The 18,179-nt window shown below is 60.0% G+C and carries 19 protein-coding genes; 9 read left to right on the top strand and 10 right to left on the bottom strand.

Annotation, left to right across the window (positions count from 1 at the left end):
* Positions 1-194 precede the first annotated feature (194 nt).
* Complete coding sequence (locus BLP23_RS33415; RefSeq protein WP_139187138.1) at positions 195-464, bottom strand: hypothetical protein; 270 nt, start codon at positions 462-464, stop codon at positions 195-197.
* Between the two features lie 27 nt (positions 465-491).
* Here BLP23_RS33415 and BLP23_RS33970 point away from each other — a divergent pair, with 27 nt between their 5' ends.
* On the top strand, positions 492-641 hold the full coding sequence (locus tag BLP23_RS33970) for a hypothetical protein (RefSeq protein WP_167364034.1): 150 nt from the start codon (positions 492-494) through the stop codon (positions 639-641).
* A gap of 287 nt (positions 642-928) precedes the next feature.
* A complete protein-coding gene (locus tag BLP23_RS29930; protein ID WP_022713126.1) occupies positions 929-1,135 on the top strand; it encodes a cold-shock protein in 207 nt (68 codons plus the stop codon).
* Between the two features lie 268 nt (positions 1,136-1,403).
* On the opposite strand, the gene BLP23_RS29925 is transcribed toward BLP23_RS29930, so the two are convergent.
* Positions 1,404-1,871 carry a ProQ/FINO family protein gene (locus BLP23_RS29925; RefSeq protein WP_092588344.1) on the bottom strand — a complete coding sequence of 156 codons (468 nt, stop codon included), beginning with the start codon at positions 1,869-1,871 and terminating at the stop codon, positions 1,404-1,406.
* 201 nt (positions 1,872-2,072) lie between these two features.
* On the opposite strand from BLP23_RS29925, the gene BLP23_RS29920 reads away from it, so the two are divergent.
* From BLP23_RS29920 to BLP23_RS33965, 4 genes are all read left to right on the top strand, one after another.
* On the top strand, positions 2,073-2,339 hold the full coding sequence (locus tag BLP23_RS29920; protein ID WP_092588343.1) for a DUF2277 domain-containing protein: 267 nt from the start codon (positions 2,073-2,075) through the stop codon (positions 2,337-2,339).
* An 865-nt stretch (positions 2,340-3,204) separates the two neighbouring features.
* Positions 3,205-4,128 carry an ArdC family protein gene (locus BLP23_RS29910; RefSeq protein WP_092588341.1) on the top strand — a complete coding sequence of 308 codons (924 nt, stop codon included), beginning with the start codon at positions 3,205-3,207 and terminating at the stop codon, positions 4,126-4,128.
* Between the two features lie 840 nt (positions 4,129-4,968).
* Entirely contained in the window at positions 4,969-5,283 is a 315-nt protein-coding gene (locus BLP23_RS29905) for a DUF736 domain-containing protein (RefSeq protein ID WP_092588340.1), read from the top strand.
* A gap of 315 nt (positions 5,284-5,598) precedes the next feature.
* Positions 5,599-5,766: a hypothetical protein gene (locus BLP23_RS33965; protein WP_167364033.1), complete on the top strand. Its 168-nt coding sequence runs from the start codon at positions 5,599-5,601 to the stop codon at positions 5,764-5,766.
* A gap of 253 nt (positions 5,767-6,019) precedes the next feature.
* Here BLP23_RS33965 and BLP23_RS29900 read toward each other — a convergent pair whose 3' ends face one another.
* From BLP23_RS29900 to BLP23_RS29890, 3 genes are read right to left on the bottom strand one after another with little or no spacing between them, the layout of a single operon-like run.
* On the bottom strand, positions 6,020-7,225 hold the full coding sequence (locus tag BLP23_RS29900) for a DUF1173 domain-containing protein (protein WP_092588410.1): 1,206 nt from the start codon (positions 7,223-7,225) through the stop codon (positions 6,020-6,022).
* A 47-nt stretch (positions 7,226-7,272) separates the two neighbouring features.
* Positions 7,273-7,668, bottom strand: coding sequence for a hypothetical protein (locus BLP23_RS34800; RefSeq protein WP_233426860.1), 396 nt, complete (start codon positions 7,666-7,668; stop codon positions 7,273-7,275).
* Positions 7,665-8,372: a ParA family protein gene (locus tag BLP23_RS29890; RefSeq protein WP_092588339.1), complete on the bottom strand. Its 708-nt coding sequence runs from the start codon at positions 8,370-8,372 to the stop codon at positions 7,665-7,667. Before BLP23_RS29890 ends, BLP23_RS34800 begins: the two co-directional genes overlap by 4 nt.
* Before the next feature lie 458 nt (positions 8,373-8,830).
* On the opposite strand from BLP23_RS29890, the gene BLP23_RS29885 reads away from it, so the two are divergent.
* From BLP23_RS29885 to BLP23_RS29875, 3 genes are read left to right on the top strand one after another with little or no spacing between them, the layout of a single operon-like run.
* On the top strand, positions 8,831-9,238 hold the full coding sequence (locus BLP23_RS29885; protein WP_092588338.1) for a plasmid mobilization protein: 408 nt from the start codon (positions 8,831-8,833) through the stop codon (positions 9,236-9,238).
* Positions 9,238-11,631, top strand: a complete 2,394-nt coding sequence (locus BLP23_RS29880) for a hypothetical protein (RefSeq protein ID WP_092588337.1) — start codon at positions 9,238-9,240, stop codon at positions 11,629-11,631. The genes BLP23_RS29885 and BLP23_RS29880 overlap by 1 nt, the downstream gene beginning before the upstream one ends.
* A gap of 11 nt (positions 11,632-11,642) precedes the next feature.
* Positions 11,643-11,831 carry a hypothetical protein gene (locus tag BLP23_RS29875; protein ID WP_092588336.1) on the top strand — a complete coding sequence of 63 codons (189 nt, stop codon included), beginning with the start codon at positions 11,643-11,645 and terminating at the stop codon, positions 11,829-11,831.
* Positions 11,832-12,063: 232 nt separating this feature from the next.
* On the opposite strand, the gene BLP23_RS29870 is transcribed toward BLP23_RS29875, so the two are convergent.
* From BLP23_RS29870 to BLP23_RS29850, 5 genes are all read right to left on the bottom strand, one after another.
* Positions 12,064-12,846, bottom strand: a complete 783-nt coding sequence (locus BLP23_RS29870; protein WP_092588335.1) for a hypothetical protein — start codon at positions 12,844-12,846, stop codon at positions 12,064-12,066.
* A 265-nt stretch (positions 12,847-13,111) separates the two neighbouring features.
* Positions 13,112-15,145 (bottom strand): type IV secretory system conjugative DNA transfer family protein, encoded by a 2,034-nt coding sequence (locus BLP23_RS29865; RefSeq protein WP_092588334.1) that lies wholly within the window; start codon positions 15,143-15,145, stop codon positions 13,112-13,114.
* A complete protein-coding gene (gene virB11 / locus BLP23_RS29860) occupies positions 15,142-16,170 on the bottom strand; it encodes a P-type DNA transfer ATPase VirB11 (protein WP_092588333.1) in 1,029 nt (342 codons plus the stop codon). Before virB11 ends, BLP23_RS29865 begins: the two co-directional genes overlap by 4 nt.
* Positions 16,130-17,380, bottom strand: coding sequence for a type IV secretion system protein VirB10 (virB10, locus tag BLP23_RS29855; RefSeq protein ID WP_092588332.1), 1,251 nt, complete (start codon positions 17,378-17,380; stop codon positions 16,130-16,132). Before virB10 ends, virB11 begins: the two co-directional genes overlap by 41 nt.
* A complete protein-coding gene (locus BLP23_RS29850; protein ID WP_092588331.1) occupies positions 17,377-18,162 on the bottom strand; it encodes a TrbG/VirB9 family P-type conjugative transfer protein in 786 nt (261 codons plus the stop codon). The genes virB10 and BLP23_RS29850 overlap by 4 nt, the downstream gene beginning before the upstream one ends.
* Positions 18,163-18,179: the final 17 nt, after the last annotated feature.

Below are 18,179 nucleotides of genomic sequence, written 5' to 3'. Positions count from 1 at the left end.
ATGCCGGTGTTCGGTCGTTTTGGTCCCACATTGCCGTGTGCAGTTTTGTCCAATTTCCCCGAGAATTTAGGGATTTGCCTCCGACTTCTTTATGGCAAGGTTGGTGTTTGGAGCGGTAGTCGAAGAAATCGGGACCAGTGGGATGTCGACCAATACCGAAAGCTGGCGTGCACTCTCCGAAGCGGAAATATTGATCATCGGAAAGCTTCTGTCTCAGGATTTTCCCGGACGCCATGAGCTGCGGAATTTCCGTTCTTCCTGCCGAGATGGACCTGACGAAACCGCATCCTTTTTAATCCGCCACATTTTTTAGTCCTGTCATCTTCATCATCGAATTCATCACGGGAGGCGAGCACATTATGAAAATCGATCCAGTCTATGCGTTCGAGCTGGATGCCGGAAGCGACGAGCTCCTCGGATATGAAGCCACCGAAGAGGATGCGCGCAAAGCTGCCCTGGCGCATCTTCGCGAACTCTGGGTGAGGGATAGAATGAAAATCAAGGTCCCGACGGCGATCTACAAGGTTTGGCTGAACCCAATTGACACGTCGCTGCTTCTCGACATCATGAACTTCCCGGACGAACGTGCGGATTGGCGGCTCGTAGAACGCAAGGAGCGCATTGCGGTCGTAACGCAATGATGGCGACGATCTTTCAACGCGTCGAACCATCCGCGCCCCTCATGGGTAACGATGATGAGCTCGCTCCCTCGGCGAAACTCAACGGCCCGTCCGGGTACATTCGAGGAAGCAGCGCTGAGGCAGACAACCTAGTGAAGCCGTAGACTTTAACGCTCTGAATGGGAAGTGTGATGCGGCAAACCGGATTTTTGCCTTTGCCTTGCATTGAGAAGCGTCTATTTATGTCGCCGCAAGTTCTGATTGCCGCACCAGGGTGCGGCAGGAATAAATGATCAAAGGAAGACGCTATGGCGACTGGTACCGTGAAGTGGTTCAATGCAACAAAAGGGTTTGGCTTTATCCAGCCCGATGACGGCAGCGGCGATGTCTTCGTTCACATTTCCGCGGTGGAGCGGGCCGGCCTGCGCGGCCTCAACGACGGCCAGAAGATTACCTATGAGCTGGTCAAGGATCGCAAGTCCGGCAAGATGTCGGCGGACAACCTGCAGGCCTGAGGCCGATTGATCCGACAGTACGAAGGCCGGGTTCGCCCGGCCTTTTCCGGTTGCAGAAGTTTCGGATATCGAAGCAGCTCTGTTACCGCGCGTTTGGGCGGCAACTTCAACGCTGGCGTGAAATTCGACCTTGTTAAGCGCCTGACGCGGGGCCGGGGACGGGGTCCTTGCAGGCTCTCTCTGTGCGCACTCGCGCTTCATCGAAAGATTCTTCACGCACAGACAGATCGTGGGAGATCTGCCCACCAAGCAGAAATGGATGGCGCCGTTAGGTCTGCCGGTCCCGTCTGAGAAGGGCGGCGCGGATCTGCTCAGTCTTGCTCGGGGGAGCAGCGGTGGGTGGCTCGACGTGAGGGGCGCTATTCTCGTCATTGCTTCGTTTCAGGCTGAGAAAGCGTCGCTGCGCAACAAGTCGGTCTTCGCTCGAAAGTGGTTCCACGGGCTTGCCATCGATGTCATGGCGCATCGAACCAGGTTGGGCGCTCGCGAAATAGTACCTTTTTGAGTGGACAAAGGAGCCGACGGCTCGGCGCAATGCCGTCGCTTTGACATCAGGCTTTGCCAGCGCGCGGATATCGTTGAACAGGCCGAGCGCGAAGGGACGGATCGGATCGCCTGGCTTTTTGGGGAGAATGCCGATCGGACGGATCAGCAGTATGCTGATCGCCTCTGCCTTTTGAACATCGAACTCTGTTGCTGCGATCGGTCCGTGGCTGGCGGTCCAGGGTTTGTCCATGAGCTCCTACCTTGCGCTTCTATCCACTACGGATCGATTGTGAAGAGACGTTGACAGCAGGTCTATTTCTAGATTTCCGCTGGCGACGCTTTATCTAGACGTAGACGAGGCCTTCGCAATAGCCCTGGCGCCCCTTAAGCGGCCGCCCCGCCCTCAAGGTGGGAAGGATGAAGATGAAGATGAATTGACTGGGAGCAAGTCATGTGCCGAAACATAAGAACGCTGTTCAATTTCGATCCGCCGGCGTCGGATGAGGAAATCCATGACGCGGCGCTGCAGTTCGTGCGAAAGCTGAGCGGAACGACCAAACCGTCGAAACGCAATGAGGCGGCGTTCGACCGTGCGGTCGCTTCGATCGCGGCATGTGCCCGCGAACTTCTCGTTTCGCTCGAAACTTCGCAACAGCCGCGCAACCGCGAGGAAGAAGCCGCAAAAGCCCGCGCGAGAAGTCTGACCCGGTTCGCGTGATTGTACCGACGGTCGGCGCCACCGCGAGCTGGGCTCGGCCTTCCGGGCGGCGGAGAGGCGGGCCTCACGCGAGCGGTCCGGCCGGCATGACACGTCGACCTCCGCGTAAAAGGTGAGGGGCACCTCGGTGCCCTCCCGGGGACAGCTTGCCGGGCGCAGTCGGTGAAAAATTCCAGTTCCAAATGGCCTAATTTAACGGGGCACGTCTCCGCACCGCCAAGGCATGCAGGATCGCTAACCTGACGATGCCCCAGCGCGCCATCATCGGCGTCTTCGCATCACCGAAGGTCAGCGGCATGTCAGACGTCTGCGGCCTTCCAAAGACAAATCGCCCTCCGTACCGAACCCGATTGCTGGGCTGTCGTATGATGAAAATATCCACTGATCGCCGCGGCCGGCCCGGCAGCTTTGCGACGGTTTTGCACAAAATGGATAGCTTCGATCTGCCCAACCGCGCCTTGAGCTGAAGCAGGTGCGGGAAATCGACTTCAAGATCGGCGTGGGTTGCCTGGAAAGACACACCGCATCGCACGACGACATCGTCGACATCCGCACGGTCATGGGCACGACCGGACTCTGACGAGGTCGCCGCGGCGTTCTCACCAGCACGATCTTGCGAGGTCGTTCTTCGAGCCATCGGATTTGGCAGGGTGTTTGGCCCAGCCGTCGAACAATCCTTGCGGTGCTGCGACCATCGCGTCCTGCCCCGGCTTTAGGTCCTGCCGGGCCCGCGCCGCCCCGCAACGGCTTTGCCGTCCTCCTCTTTTGTTCCGGCCCTATCGGGTGCTGGCCTGCGCTTGAAGCCCGGCATTCGGACCGCCGTAGCAGGTCGCGATGGTCGCGGCCTCAAAACGGAGGTTCCGACATGAGCAGGCAACAAACTCACCAACGATCCGACATCTACAGCCGCATCACCGACAAGATCATCGCCGAGCTCGAACAGGGGGTGCGGCCCTGGATAAAGCCCTGGAGCTCAGCACATGCGAACGACCGGATCCCCCGGCCTTTGCGCCACAACGGCCAACCCTATTCGGGCATCAACGTCCTGCTTCTGTGGTCAGAGGCGATCGCCCGCGGCTTCACCTCGCCGACCTGGATGACGTTTCGCCAGGCCCGCGAACTGGGAGCAGCGGTCCGCAAGGGTGAGACCGGCACAATGATCGTCTTCGCCAGTTCCTTCATCGATGCCGAAACCAACGACATGGGCGAAGACATTGAGCGCAATATCCCGTTTCTCAAGCCGTACACGGTCTTCAATGTCGATCAGATTGCCGGACTGGATGCCGGCTTCCATCAGGTCACAGCGGTTCAGGATCCAATTGCCCGTATCGGACAGGCCGATCGCTTCTTTGCAAACACCGGCGCACTGATCCGGCACGGCGGATCGGCGGCATACTATGCCCCAGCCCGTGATTACATCCAGATGCCTGCCTTGGAAGCCTTCAGGGATGCTGCGTCCTATGTTGCAATCCTCAGTCACGAACTGACCCACTGGACGGCGGCACCGCATCGACTCGATCGCGATCTCAGCCGCTATGCCAGGGATCAAAGCGAACGCGCGCGCGAGGAACTGATCGCCGAGCTCGGCAGTTGCTTCCTCTGCGCTGATCTCGGCATCGTTCCCGAACTAGAGCCGCGGCCCGATCATGCGAGCTATCTTGACTCCTGGCTCAAGGTTCTCGCCAGCGACAAGCGTGCAATTTTTGTCGCGGCCGGTCATGCGCAGCGCGCTGTCAGCTACCTGCACCACTTGCAACCAGATCAGATAGACGAAGGGGCGGCGGTGTAAGCCGCCTTCCCACTCCGTCCGACCACCGATGCTTGCCGCGCGCGCAATATGCGCGGCGGCGCTCCGATCATCGTCGACGCCGAAGACCGGCAGAGGCCCGGGTTCGGCAAAACGCAATTGCATGCAACCTATGGCGTGCACATCCGCTAGGCACTACGCCCAGCCCTGGCCGCCCATCGCGGACGGATCCGCAGCCGATGATGACGCGGGGATATCCTCGCCTTGCAGTGGGGCCGAAGCCGTATCGTCTTCGCCCGTCGCTATGATCAGATGAGGCGGGTTCCCCAGATTGCGGCCGGGCCGTGAAGGCAGGATCGGAGGAGGTTGAGATTGCCGAATGTGACGAAAGCATCTCGAACGTCCGCCGCGAGGTTTTTTCATACCGGCCACGACTTGGCCGCTGGAGGACCACAACAAGCGGCAGCATCAGCAAAGGCCTCGACCGTAAAGACGGACACGTTCCCTTGGTGTGCCGGAAATCCTGCCCTGAACGGGGTTGCCTGCGCAGGCCTGTGAACGGCGATGCGCCTGCCCGGTCCCCTCCCCTTGTGCATGCACGCACCGACGCAGACCTCGATGAGGCTGGTGTGACCGACGGACGACTAAAGTCTCGATCAGCCGACCGCAACGGGCGTCTCCGGCTTTTTTCCGCCGCCTTCGGCTTTGCATCGCGAAACAAAAAAGCCGGGCCCGCCCGCCTTCCACTACGTTCCAGCCCTTGCCACCCCGATGCGCAGGCGCAACGGGCCCCCGCAGGGTGCGTTGCCGATCGCCCCCGGTCCTTCCACCGTCATCGAGGCCGCGATGGGCGCGGCTCGAGCAACCGAAAGGAACTAGATCATGGCAGTCATCGGCGAATTCACCACCAACGGCAACGTCATCCAGGGCAACGTTCGCACTCTGACGGTCAACATGAAGGTCCGCCTGCTCTCAATCGAGCGCGTGTCGCGCGACGCCCCGGACTTCCGGGCCGTATCCAACGGCGCCGAAGTTGGAGCCGGCTGGAAGGCGGTCTCGGGCAGCGGCGAGCCCTATATCTCGCTCAAGCTCGACGACCCGAGCTTCAACGCACCGATCAGCGCGGCACTGTGGCCGGCAGAAGCAGACGGCGACTATGTCCTCGTCTGGTCTCGCCTGAACCGTGAATCAGCCTGATCCAGCACGGAAGGCCCTGCCGAAAGGCGGGGCCTTCCCCGCATGGTGAAGCCGAAAGCAGGCATCGAGCCGCTTCCGGTTTTTCGGGTGCCACAGGGAACTGAAATGTCTGCTCAGTCCGTCCAAGCGTGCCATGGCGGAATGAAGGCCTCAAGGACGAGCGGTTCCCCCAAATTTCAGGCCCGGTCCTGCTGCCCGAACCAGAAATTCGGCTCCCCCACTCGCCGGCTCCGCCGGTCGCGTTCCGCGCTCCTTGACCCCTCCATCCCGCCATGACCGGGGCCGTCGTCTTTCACAAACGTCAAGGAGACGACAATGACGAACGAACTCGACCGCACCATCGAAGAACTCAAGGCCGAACTGCGGAATGCCGATGCAGCCGAAGGCCGCCAGATCCACGCCGAACTTGAACTGGCGCTCGCCGAACGCGAGGTCATGGTAGCCGAGCAGGAAGGCCGCATCAGCGCCGAGCCTCCGTTCTGACGGAGGCTTTCGTCATGCCGGCCGCCGGCTCGCCGGATCGACCGGCGCATCCGGTTTGAAGCTCCAGGCTGGCAATCAAGGTCCCGCTTTTGTTGAGAGCGAAATAGCCTTCGAGAAACTGATTGGGTTAACCCTGATGAGGCGCCTTCGAGGCCCGCTCTGGCGGGCTTCATATCGACAACCAGGGGCAGGTGAGTTCGTCGGCGCCGATTGATTCACGAGAGTGATGAGTAAGGTGGCTGCGGTGATCGATCTAGCTTGGTTCCCCGGGCAGTGATGGCATTTCGCCGTCAGAGACACGCCAGACCCAGGCCGCCAAGTCGGGCCGCGCCTCGATCATCTCGGCCAGAGCCGCCTCGAACTCGGCATCGGCGTTCGGCGGAACGATATAGAGCGCCATTGGCTGAGGGCGCAGTTCCGGGAGGACCGCATTCGCGAACGGCTGGCTGCGGGCGAGATTGAAGCGCAATCCCTTTACCGTTTTGCCGCGGAGCCGCGCGAGCTTTTCCAGGAGCCGTTCCTCATGGGCATCCTCGATCGGCAGCCAATGCTCGGTCACGGTCATCAGCGCGATCTCATTGATCGATACGAAGCCCGCCGCTGCACCCTCGATCGTTGCGATCGCAACCAGATGGGAATTCTCGTTGTGTCGCCATAATGCAAGTTCGACCTCGAAGCGCCGCTGCAGGCGCCGCCACGCTGCCTCCTCGAGATGCAGGCGGAAACCCGGCATGTGCTTGATGACGAGTTGTTGGCCGCTTCTGGCCGAGGTGAATTCTTTTATCTCCCCAGCCAGCAGCATCTTCTTTTTGCCGCTGGCATCCGAGCGAAACAGCCTGCTCATCGCCTGCGCGCGTCGTTGCTCGATCGCAATCTTGCCGTCGGCTCGAAACGGCTCCGGCACAAACAAGCGCTCCGCCAGGATTTCTCCTCGCACCGACAGGGTGCGGGCTGCCTCGTAAAGATGATGATAGACCTGCCACCAATGCCGCTTGCCAGCCCAATGCACCGTCCACTCCGTCAGGCCGCTTTCGTGCCAGAGAAGATGGAGCAGCGCACGTAGCGACAATCTCCTGCTGTCGTTCGTCACACTGTCGGCTTGCGTGCCGCCCGCGCCTGCACCCGTCGACGGTCCGCGTTTGGAAAGCGAGAAATCGAGCTTGATGGCGGCGGTTCCAGCTGCGGCATCCGGCCTGATCGCGCTGCCGATCAGAGCGCCCAGCCCGGTCAGTTCATAGGGTGGCTCATAGGAGGGGCAGGCCGGGTCATGCTGGCCGCCTGAAAGCGGCATTCTCTTGATCACAAGCTGATCGCCGATGTTGGCGATATACATTGCGACGCCCGGCTCCTTGCAAAGGCATAGCGGCCGAAGCTTGTCGCGATAGGACCGGGTCACGCACTCCTGGAAACTCTCGGCATCTTCTGTTTGTATTTCGCCGCCGATCAGGAACTGTCGCATGATTCGAGCTCCATTCGCAGCGCCGTTCGCAGGCGGAGCTGTTTCCTTCAATAGCCGTTTTCCTTGAGATAGAAGTCGATCGCGGCCTTCATGACAGTGGCCATCTTGAGATCGTTCTCATCCGCCGCCCGTTTCAGGCGCGCTTTCGTCGCCTGATCCAGCGCAACGTTGACATAGAACTTGATCTCCCGTTGCTTCGCTCGCTTGAGGTTCTTGAGGCTGGAGCGCGCATCCTCTCGTGTCGCGGCCCGGTCTCTCGCACGTTTCTCTTGCTCGCCCGCAGTGCGCTTCGTCAGCATTGCCAGCGATGCATCGGCCTCAGTCTGGGTGCTCTCCTCCTCGAGGGGTCGCTCTGCACCCACCAGTCCGGCAGAGGGAACCGGCTTTGCCGCAGACTTCGCCGCAATCGTGAAGTCGCTGAGAAACAGCCCGCCTTTGCTCACCTTGCAGCTCCCTTTTGGCTGCCGCGCTTGCTCTCGATTTCGTCCACAAGGGTCTGCACCTCCAGCCGGGCCTTCCTCACAGGATCGGTCAGTTCCTGCATCTGTAGCGTTCCGAGCCCGTTTTGAATTTCCCGATAGACGTTGCGCTCGAACAGCTCGGTATCGAGAAGAGCTGTCTGGTAACCGGCCTCCTGCAGGCCTGCGACGAAGGGTCGGACATAGCGATAGGCTTCAAGGTTGCGCCCAGGCACAGTGATCCGTGTTCTGACATTCAGGTGAATGATGTCCAAGCCGCCACGATCGTTGATTTCGCTGACGCTCGCCGCAGCCTGTCCGGCCGCCTCGATCTCCTTGATGCCGGGTTGAATGGGAGAGAGAACGAGTTGCGAGCAACCGATGATCGTTTCCTGCACCGTGCTGTCAACGCCTGGCGCATCGATGATGATCACGTCGAAACTGCCACTTGAACGCCCGATCTCCGCCTCAATCGATCGATGCGAGGCCGCAATGACGACGTTGATATTTTCCGGCACGTTCTCCTTGCTGTGGCAAAGCTTCCACCAGCCAGTCAGATTGAGCCTGCCGTCGGCATCAATCAACAACACCCGCCCCCCACGCAGTGCATATTCGCCCGCGATCAAGGTGACCAGTGTCGTCTTGCCGGCTCCGCCCTTGCTGCTTACAGCGGCATAGATCCTGCCCATACCCGCTTCTCCTTCCCGTTGAAAACGAACGTCTGCTCTCTCGCGCGATGGTTCTCCTGAGAATAAATATTATTCTATTTCTGTATACGTCAAGCCATCTTTTGTAGCGTGATAATCGCTATAACTGCGCGGCTTTTCCGTCATATTCATATTGGCGTTTCACACGATGTGTTCGTATCGATCAGCAATGTAGACACGCCAATTAGTTTGTTGAATCAATAGCATAATGGCGAAGCGCTACATGAGATCGCCGATTGATGATTTGGTGTCGGAGAGCGACGTAAACGAAACTGTCGATTTTTCGGGTGAGTAAGATTTCTGCAGGCAGGGGCTTGAGGGAAGGAATAAAAACAGTAAACTTGCATTTGGCAGGATACGCAATTTTGTGATACAAATTTGCTGACGATCGACGGACAAGCCGTCGATGGCGCCTGCGGCGCTTCGTTAGGGAGGCAGAGATGGCGGTGGACAGTCGAGGCGCGGTGGCGCTGGGGTCGCCCGACGGGCGGAAGGATCGCGTCGTGCATACCCGCTTTAGCGCCTCCGAACTTGCCGCTATCGACGCCGCTGCTGAGGCTGCCGGCCTGACGGTTTCCGCCTTCATGCGCTCGCTGACGCTGGAAGGGGCGGGTGTGCGTCCATTCCTGACCGACGACGATCGTGCGATCTTCGAGATGCTGGTTTCGGACATGCGGTCGGTCGGGGTGAACCTCAATCAGCTTGCCCGCAGCGCAAACGCCAGCGGCCGTCTCTCCGATGCCGACCTTGCGGTCGAACTGAGCGAGGTTCAACGACTTGTCGCCGCGGTGGTTCTGGAGCTGAGAAGCTTCGCAGTACGGGGCGCTCGGCGGCGGGGAGCGCCGTGATGGAGTTGTTTCCGGGCGTGTTCGAGACTGAGTGGGAACAGCGTAAGGCGGCGCTCTTGCATGAGCGGTCGCTTCTTAACCGCAGATTTGCGGACGAGGATGAACTCCGTCGCCGGGGAGGCGTCGTGCCGACGGCATCACCGCTGCCCGGTAGCGGGGCCGGACGCTTTGGCTTTGGAAAGAGGATCGGGATCTTCGCTCGCGCCAAGGGGCAGGGCCACGCGTCCGAGCCATCCATGCGATCCCGTTTTGCAGGGCTCGCTTCAGGCAGCCAGCCGGCTGTCGTCAAGATGGCGTCCTTCGGCGGCGGCGGGCGGCTCGGGGCGATGATCAACTATGTCTCGCGCAATGGCCGTATCGTCGTCGAAAACGAGCGGGGCGAGCAGCTTAAAGGACGCGATGAGCTGCCGGCTGTCCGCGGCGAATGGGACCATGTGATGAAGAACCGCGCCGAGAGCCGGGATATCGGCGCCTTCTCGCTCGAGGTGAAGGAGCCCGCCGATCCGGCTGCGGATGTCTACGAAGAGGCGAGGCGACTTCTCAAACGTGGGCTTGGCGAGCGGAGCTTCGCCTACGCCGTCACACCGCACGATGACGGCAATGGTTATCTGATCGAGGGTGTGGCCGTCCTGCGCGACCGTGAAGGCGAGCGGCTCACTGGCGATAAGAAGGCATCGGAGATCGTACAGGGTCGCCTGGGTGGGGAGGGCGCAGAGCAAGAAGGAAAAATGACCTTTTGTTTTTTCGGCTACGGAAATGGAGCCGCCTACGGATCGAGCCGACTGCGCGACCTGGTCGACCGGCATCATGGCGCTGTCCAGGATGACAGTGGCAATGCTATCGCCGATGCAACGCAGGCGGGTAATCTGGTGCAGCTCGAATGGCGCGATCAGCTTCACAGCCGCAAGCCCCGCGATCTCATGCATGTGATCATGTCGGCGCGGGCCGGGACCGATGTCCAGGCGTTTCATGCCGCCGCTCGTGACTTCCTGGCCCAGGAGTTCATCGGTCATCGCTATGTTTTTTCCCTCCATGATCCTTCCCAGGATCCAAAGGCGGAGGATGCGGGAGGCAAGCGGCCGCATGTGCATGTCCACGCCATCGTTGCGATGCGCTCGGATGCCGGCGACAGAATCGAGACAACCATACCTGCTTTCCGCCACTGGAGGGTAACGCTGGCGGAGAAAGCGCATGCCCACGGCATCCGCATGGAAATGACGGACCGTCGCGAGCGGGCGAGTGCTGCCGCCTACACCAGAAACCAGGTGCGCCCTACCAGCCGGGCTGGCCGCACGCAGCATGAGGGGACGAGCCCTGCAGCGCAACGGCGCTATGACGCGAAACGAGCGGATGGGCAGAGTATCGCAAGGAGGGAAGATAGCAGGATTTATTCTTACTCAGCCCGCCAGGAATGGCTGACGCTCGCAAGAAAAGGCCAGGATTCCGACGTGCGGCAATTTGCGTCTGATCAGATAAAGCGACTGAAATCAGTAGCTTCTCGGATCAAGTCGGTTGAGAGGGAGGGATCCGGAAACGGAAATTCCTACTCGCAATTCAGAATAAATTTGGTAAAGTTGATGAAAGTCGTTTCGGAGGGCGAGACCATGCGCCACATGACACGTCAGGAATTCGAAGTCTACGAGAAACGGGTCGAGAGGGCGCTGTTCCAGGCCCAGCGCGTCGCGCCCGGCGAGCAGAGGAAGAGCTTCGAGGAGATCGCTACAGCGGCTCGCGAACATGTCAATGTCCGGCGTGAGTTGATGGAACTGAGGGAAAGGTCTGTTCCGCCTGAGCGAGATGGCGAGCGCGCGGTCGGGGAACAGAATGATGATCCCCGCGCTCGCTGGGACGATGCCGTCAGCCGCCATGGGTTGCGAACTGTCGAGGCCGCCAATCAGGTCATGCTGGAGGTCGAGCGCTACCGTGACGAGATCGAGAAAGCTGAATCCGGGAAGCGCGATTCTCAGAAGGCAACTCTGGAAGCCGGTCTGCAGCGGGAGATCGCAAGGGCCGCCGAGCTCGGTGCCGCCGGCAATACGCTAATCCGGGAGATCGCTGAGGTTGACGAAGAGTTGCGGGTTGCGATCGGGCGGGCGGAACATTCGCGCGACGGTCGGAACAAGTCCAAGGCCACGGGAATGAGAAGTGTTGATACCCCGGCCGAAGTGAACGAAGACATCGAACATGGCGACGGCCCCGCTCGCCGACCGGCCGATGCTGAGGAGGAGCGTGACCCGGCCGATCCTGATCGCGCGCGACAGGAACGTTTCACGACCCGGGCCGCTGACACCACCCGCACGGATTCGGCGCAGCAGCACATCTCTCGCCTTGAGGAAATCCAGCGCGAGGCTGACGAGAAAAGAGAACAGGATCGCGACGAGCGCGAGCGATAGGAGGTTTTCCCATGCGAGATGATTGGCACATCATCATCAATCCGGAAGAACATTGCAAGAGTGTGGAAGGATGGGCCAAAGTGTCTGGCACCATTTTCGTTGCGGTGATGGTGATCGGGGTGATTGACCACGCCCTGACGGTCGCATGGCGCTGGGCGGGCTCCTGGTGGGATGCGGCCGTGGCGTTCCTTCCCTTCTAGCGCAACTTGGCGGATTTTTGGTCGCGGGTGCCGGAGCGTTCTTCGAACCTTGGGCCTGCTTCTTCCATCCGTTCCGCCAGCGGTGTTCCTGGCATGTCTTCGTCGATACCTTTGTGTCAAAACTCCAAGTGGGCTAGTCAAACCAAAATGCCGATTGTGCTCTATACGGTGCCCTCGTTCCTACCTTGATCCTGTGTGAGTTCGAGGCGGGGGGTGGCGAAGGCGGGGAGAATCATCCGATGACGTCTTCCGCTTCGTGCGCCGCAGCCTGCTCCACGGCTTTGCTGTCCTTGATGACGTCGACGGGGCGCTTGCCATCAAGCCAGCTATTGGAGGAGGTAAACCAGAAGGCCAACTGCCAGCCGGATTTCTTTTCGCCAAGGAATGCCAGAACCTTGCCGACCGTTTCGAGAGGCTGTCCGTCCTCGAACTGGAAGGCGGGAAAGTACTCGGCACCACCATGTTTGATAGAAAACATCTTACCCTTCGACTTCCAGCACGAAGCAGTCATTCTCTTGTTCTTCGATCCGTGTCCTGCAGCATCAGCCAGGTCCTTGCTGGTGAAGCCCGGCCATTCCTGGACGAAGCGTGCTCTTGCCTTGGCGTTGCTGTCGTAAAGCAGTCTCTCGACCTCAACGTTTGGAGCGGTACGCATATAAACGGACACGAGGGCGTCGATTGCCTCGTCCGTCAATTTGCTTTGCCGGGCCTCAATAATAGCGGGGACGTGCTCGACGATGTCACGTATTGTGTCCCGAACCGCTCGGTTGGGCGTATCAACCACTAAGACCATCGTGTCGTCGACACCGGCCCCTGGTTTGGCTCCCACAACTTTGGCCATCGCATTGCGCAGCTTTGATGCGAAAGCGGATGCCGGGCCCGTGGTTGGGAGCTTGCGCTTGACCGCAATCTTGTCGGCCTTCGCATCTCTCTCAGGGGCAGAATCCATCTCAGTCTGCAGTGCATGCGCGAACTCTGCACCATTGTAGATGCGAAGATCCTTAGAGGCGATCATCGGAATGCTCCGGATATTTCGGTTATAGATATCGAGACAACCTGCATTATCCTAGGTGGTTATTTAGGAGTGGAAATCAGATCGATTGCCAGGACGAAAGGTCTTCAATTTTCCGAAGCGATTGCCGATCGCGCGGAAGCGGCAATGAAGAACCTTGTCCCTGTGATCCTTGGCAGCGGGCGGCCCGATCGGCTGGACGCTGATGTCATGGCAGATCGCTCGCGAGAGGCGGTGCGGCGGCCGGCATTCTGTTGGGCGACCGAACCTACTCCAATCCGATCTCCACTGGATCCGGAATCGTCTGGGCCAGGACATCCTGAATGCTTTTGCGCTGTAGTGAAGGCATATCGGGCGACCGGGCCAACGATGTAGCGACCGCATTCTTCAACTTCACTGCCGTCGGCAGGATACGGTCTTCGGTTTTGCTGAAGAGATCATCGACAGCGGATTCCGACCCCGCGCCGGCCGGCGGCCGGGATCTTGCTCGGCTCGCGTTTGCTGGCGTTTTCTTGACGCTTCGCGCCACCCGTTTCGGATAGACAGGAGCGTCGGCGGCCTGCGACGGACCTATCTCCGGGGGTTGACCCTCTGCACCTGAAACGCCGGCGGGATCGTATCCCGGCGACAGTGCAGGAACCGGCATCGTTGCTTCGAACTGCAGCTCAGGGAGTTCCGGTCGTTGCTGCCGGGCATAGTCGGCGGCAGTCTTGAATGGCTGTGTCGTATGATAGCGAAGCTTCCCCCCGAAGATCGGGTGCTGGCCCTCCACGAGCAGGATCATCCGGTCCTCCGGCATCTGGCGAACCTCCTGCGGCATCATCAAGTCTCGTTCGCGGATCTGTTCAACCTTGGTTCGCCGAGGCAGGCCCATGGGTTCGAGGGTGCGCGATTCCGACTGATAGCGGATGGTGCGCTTTCCGAGCGCACGAGAGGCGTACTCTGCGGTTGCCTGATCGTTGGCACCGAGGATGAGCTGAAGGCCGCAATTGCCGAGCAGCGAGTGGCGAGCAGTTTCCCCATAGATCTGGTCGAGGGTTTTCAGGTCCTGGATGATGAAGGCCATCTTGATGTTGTAGCCGGCCACATAGGGTAGCTTGTTCATGATCTCATCCATCTTCTTCAGCTGCCGGAATTCATCGAGAAGGAAATAAACGGGTAGGGCCGTCGGATTATGCTCGCGGGTAAGCAGGTCCATAACCTGCTGCACGAAGAGCGTGAGCAACGGTCGCAGGATCGTCATGTCGGTGATGTTTGGCGCCAGGTAGATGCTGACCGGCCGGCGCTGCAGCGAGGCAAGATCCATGTCCGTTACGCTGGTCGCGGCGACGACGCGTTCGTTGCGGAACGGCGCCAAGGCCTTCTGGATGTCGAGGAGCGCCGAACGGGCTGCTCTCTCATTCAAGGCGATGTAGGCGTTGAAGCTCTCGGTCGTGAAGCGGGTGAGATAAGGCTCCTTCTCCTTGATGAGCTTCATCAGCACTTGTAGATCGACGCCGGAATTGAAGATGCTGTTGACCTCACCGAGGTTACGGCGGTTCCTGTAGTGCGGGCTTTCCAGCACGTAGCTGATGATGCCGGCGATCACCTGCTGTGCAACACCCTGCCAGACGGCGTTCTCGGAGCCTATGGTTTCCGGGATCAGGATGCTCGCCATGTTTTGGATGTCGGTCGTTCGGCTGCCGCGATCACTGCGAACGAAGTCGAGTGGATTCCAGCGATGCGTTTTGGTTGCACCCGGCGAGAAGAGGAAGACTTGGTGCCCCTTCGCTTTTCGATAGCCAGCGGTGTGTTCGAAAATCTCGCCTTTCAGATCGGTGACGATCATCGAGCCGGGAAACATGAGCGCGTTGGGAATGACATAGCCAACGCCCTTGCCGGAGCGCGTCGGGCCGATGATCAGATGATGCCGGTCGTCCTTGCGGCGGAGAATGTTGCGTTCAACCCGTCCGAACACGTGGCCGTCCTTGCGAAACCACCCACCGCGCCGCAGCGACGCCATGTCCTGGAAGGCTGCGTCGCCGAGCGGGCTCGACGGGCGCCGCAGACCAACGATCGCTGCGATTGAGGCAATGACGATGGAGGGCACGAGGGCGCCGGCGGCGACCAGCTGCAGGGGCTGACTGTGCGAATAGGCCAGCAATTGCTGGAACGGCGCGAGTGGATTGGTGGTCGTAACAAGCTTGAGGATGCGGCCATCCTTCCAGACAAGTTGGAGGATCACGCTATAGCTCAACATCCAGATCGCGACGGCGATCAAAAAGCAGAACAACAGATAGACTGCCTGGTAGGATCTGCTCATGAGGACCGCCGGGAGAAGAAAATCTCGGAGACGCCGCGCCGCCCGCCGTCGCGGCGCAGCTGGATGACGATCGGGATGACCATGCGGATGTACGACATCAGATCCTGCTTCGAATAACCGGACGATACGCCGGCTTGCATCATCATCATCGCAAGCTGTTCATAAGCGCCCATCGGCGTGTCGGCATGGACGGTTGACATGCTGCCCGGATGACCTGTGTTGACGGCGCGCAGGAATGCGAAGGCCTCGGCCCCGCGGACCTCACCGACGAACAGCCGGTCCGGCCGCATGCGAAGCGATGCCTCCAGCAACGACTGGATCGTCACCTGCGCGGATCCCTGATCGCCGCGCGAGGCCAAGAGATGCGTGCTGTTGCGGTGGGGCGGGAAGAGCTCGCGCGTGTCCTCGAGTGTCAGGATGCGTTCGTGCTCGTCGATGCTCTTGAGGCAGGCATTAAGGAAAGTGGTTTTTCCGGTGGAAGTCCCGCCGCTGATGAGGATCGAGACGCGCTCGCGCACCGCCGTCACGACGAAGTCATGGATCCGGTCCGCATCCAACAGGGCTATAAGTTTCTCCTCGGTTGGGCTCAAGCCGCCGACGGTTACTGATACCTTGTCCAGCGCGCCACTATCCCGATACTGCGCCAGCGTGAGATCGCTGATCACCTGCTTGCGGATGGAGATGGCGCCGCCATCGGGCGCCGCAGGCGGGAGAACCACTTGTATACGCTCGCCAGAAGGCAGCGCGGCGCTGAGCAGAGGATTGATGCGGCTGATGAACTGATTGCTGGCGGCGGCCACGCGCTCGCCGATATGCTCGATTTCGGCGGCCGTCAACGCAGGCACGGCATAAAACGCCATATGGTCGGCGCCAAGGCGTTCGATGAAGACCTCGCCGGGGCGGTTGACGGAAATCTCAACGACTTGCGGGTCGTCGAGAAACTCCGCCAAAGGCGAGAGCGCCTGCTTCAGAAAGTAATGCGGATCATTGCCGGGCGCCGTAACCCGTGCTGAGGCCTCGCTCATGCTTGATCTCCTTCAATGCTTCCTCGACGGGATCCGGGTACATGGCGGAGAAGTCGAGGTCCTGGCGAACGTAAACGAAGATGCGCTCGCCCTGGTGGACGCTGACCGTCGGCGCAATGCGAAGGTTTTCTCCGAGTACCTGGTTGGCCATGTCGGAGAAGGTCTGGGCGATCGTCTCTCTGGCGAGCTCGGCGGCCTGATCGGAATCTGAGTCGTCGTTTCCATTGCTGCTCGAGTAGGAACCGTTCCCATGACCTGTGAGGTAGGACGAGGCGGCGCCTACGATCGAAAGCAGGATGGCCGAGCCGAAGCGCTCGCGCCATTTGTTATCGACGATGCCGGTCAGCCCGGAGCGGCCGAGACTGTCGGTGCCGATGCTGTTCAGGCGTATGGAGACGCCGTCATCGCGAAGTAGCCGTGTCCAGATGACGAAGATGCGTTTCTGCCCGCGGGTGATTTCTGACTGGTATTCACCGATCAGACGCGTGCCTGTCGGAATGAGCACGCGGCGGCCATCGAAGGAATAGACGTCCTGGGAGGTGATCGCGCGGATCTGCCCGGGCAGGTCGCTGTTGATGGCCGTCTCCAGGAGACCGGGAATAAGCGTGCCTTCCGCTATCATGGCGTCGATCCGGCCGATCTGGCGGGCTTTTGCCGATCGGTCGCCGATCGCCGAGGCTGTAGCGAGGAACTTGCTGTTTCGATCCTCGCCCGCGACGGTCGGCGCTCCTTCGGCGTTTGCGCCGCTCAATGGGTAATCACCACTATCGGACTTGGCCGAGTCGACGATGATCTGTTTCGAGAGATAGCGCTTCGGGAATTCCTCCGCGGGCTGTTCGGCCTGCTGCTCGGTCTTTTCGATGGCGATCGGTGGCGGCGGGACGTCGAATTCGGTCGTGTCGGATGGGTCTTCCTTTTTCTCCTGCGGAGGCTCGGGAAGCTGAATGACCTGGTCGTCCGATTTCTGCTCAGGCTCCGGCTCTTGGCGGAGGAAGGATGGCGGACGAAACGTCGTGGTCGAGAACTCCTCGTCGCCTTGAAGGACATCCTGACCCGGCTTCTCCGGTGCAAAGACGAGGACATAGGCAAGGGCAGCGCCAACGAGCAGTATCACCGACCCGCCGAGCACTTGCTTGCGCTTCACCCGCTGGTCGCGCACCTCGCTCTGGTCGGCTTCCAGCATGGCTTCGAGTTCTGGCGATCGTTTCATCCGTTGCCGCTCCTTCTGCGCGTCCTCGCCCTGTTGTCGAAGACCGGCCCCATGATGGCAGGGTCCGGTGCGCCGAAGTCGGGCTTGCGGAGATTGAAAATGCAAGTCCACTGATTGCCGTCGCGCAGGGTGTATTGTGTAGCGGTGCCATCGACGACGATGTAGTCGCCCTCGCGCCGAAAGTTCCGCAGCGTCTCGGTGAAGTCGCCATTGACCGCGAAAATCGCCGGGGCCTTGGCTCCAAATTTGAAGAAAGTCTTCTTGCCGTCGTCGAAGACCATCAGCGGCTTCAGGCTGCCGTCGCCCGAGAAAGAATAGTCGATGTTGACGTTGGCCTTGTCGACGCCGGAAATGTTCGGATAGGCGGCCCGAGCCTCGGCTTCCTTACGCAACGAGGCATTCAGATCCTTGTCGGGATAGATGAAGCGGATGCCGAAGATCTTTTTGTTGTCCTCAGGCGCAAAGTCGCTGAGCTCGAGATAATAGATGCGTTTGGTGGTCACCACGTTCATGTTGGTGGCGGCGTTCTTCGCCTTCGGCTTGACGAAGAGGATGTTGCCCTTGTCGGTCGGCACCACGTCCCAACTGTCACTGTCTCCAACGGCGATCGTCTCGAACTTTTCGCCCTCATCGAAGATAATCATGGTCGAGATGCCGTAGGTCGCGAAGACGCGCACGACGTTGTTCGGCTGGTAGACGATGCTCGTAACGCGCGGATCGAGCCGGCCGGCAGAAGGCGTTTCGGCAGCCCATGCGCCTGCAATAGTGGCAAGGCTGATCATGAGGAGAATAGGGAAAT

Origin of the sequence: Rhizobium mongolense subsp. loessense, from assembly GCF_900099775.1 — a bacterium.
Lineage (GTDB): Bacteria > Pseudomonadota > Alphaproteobacteria > Rhizobiales > Rhizobiaceae > Rhizobium > Rhizobium loessense.
Note: the sequence above shows the minus strand (reverse complement) of the source record. Positions and strands in the feature narration are given on the sequence as shown.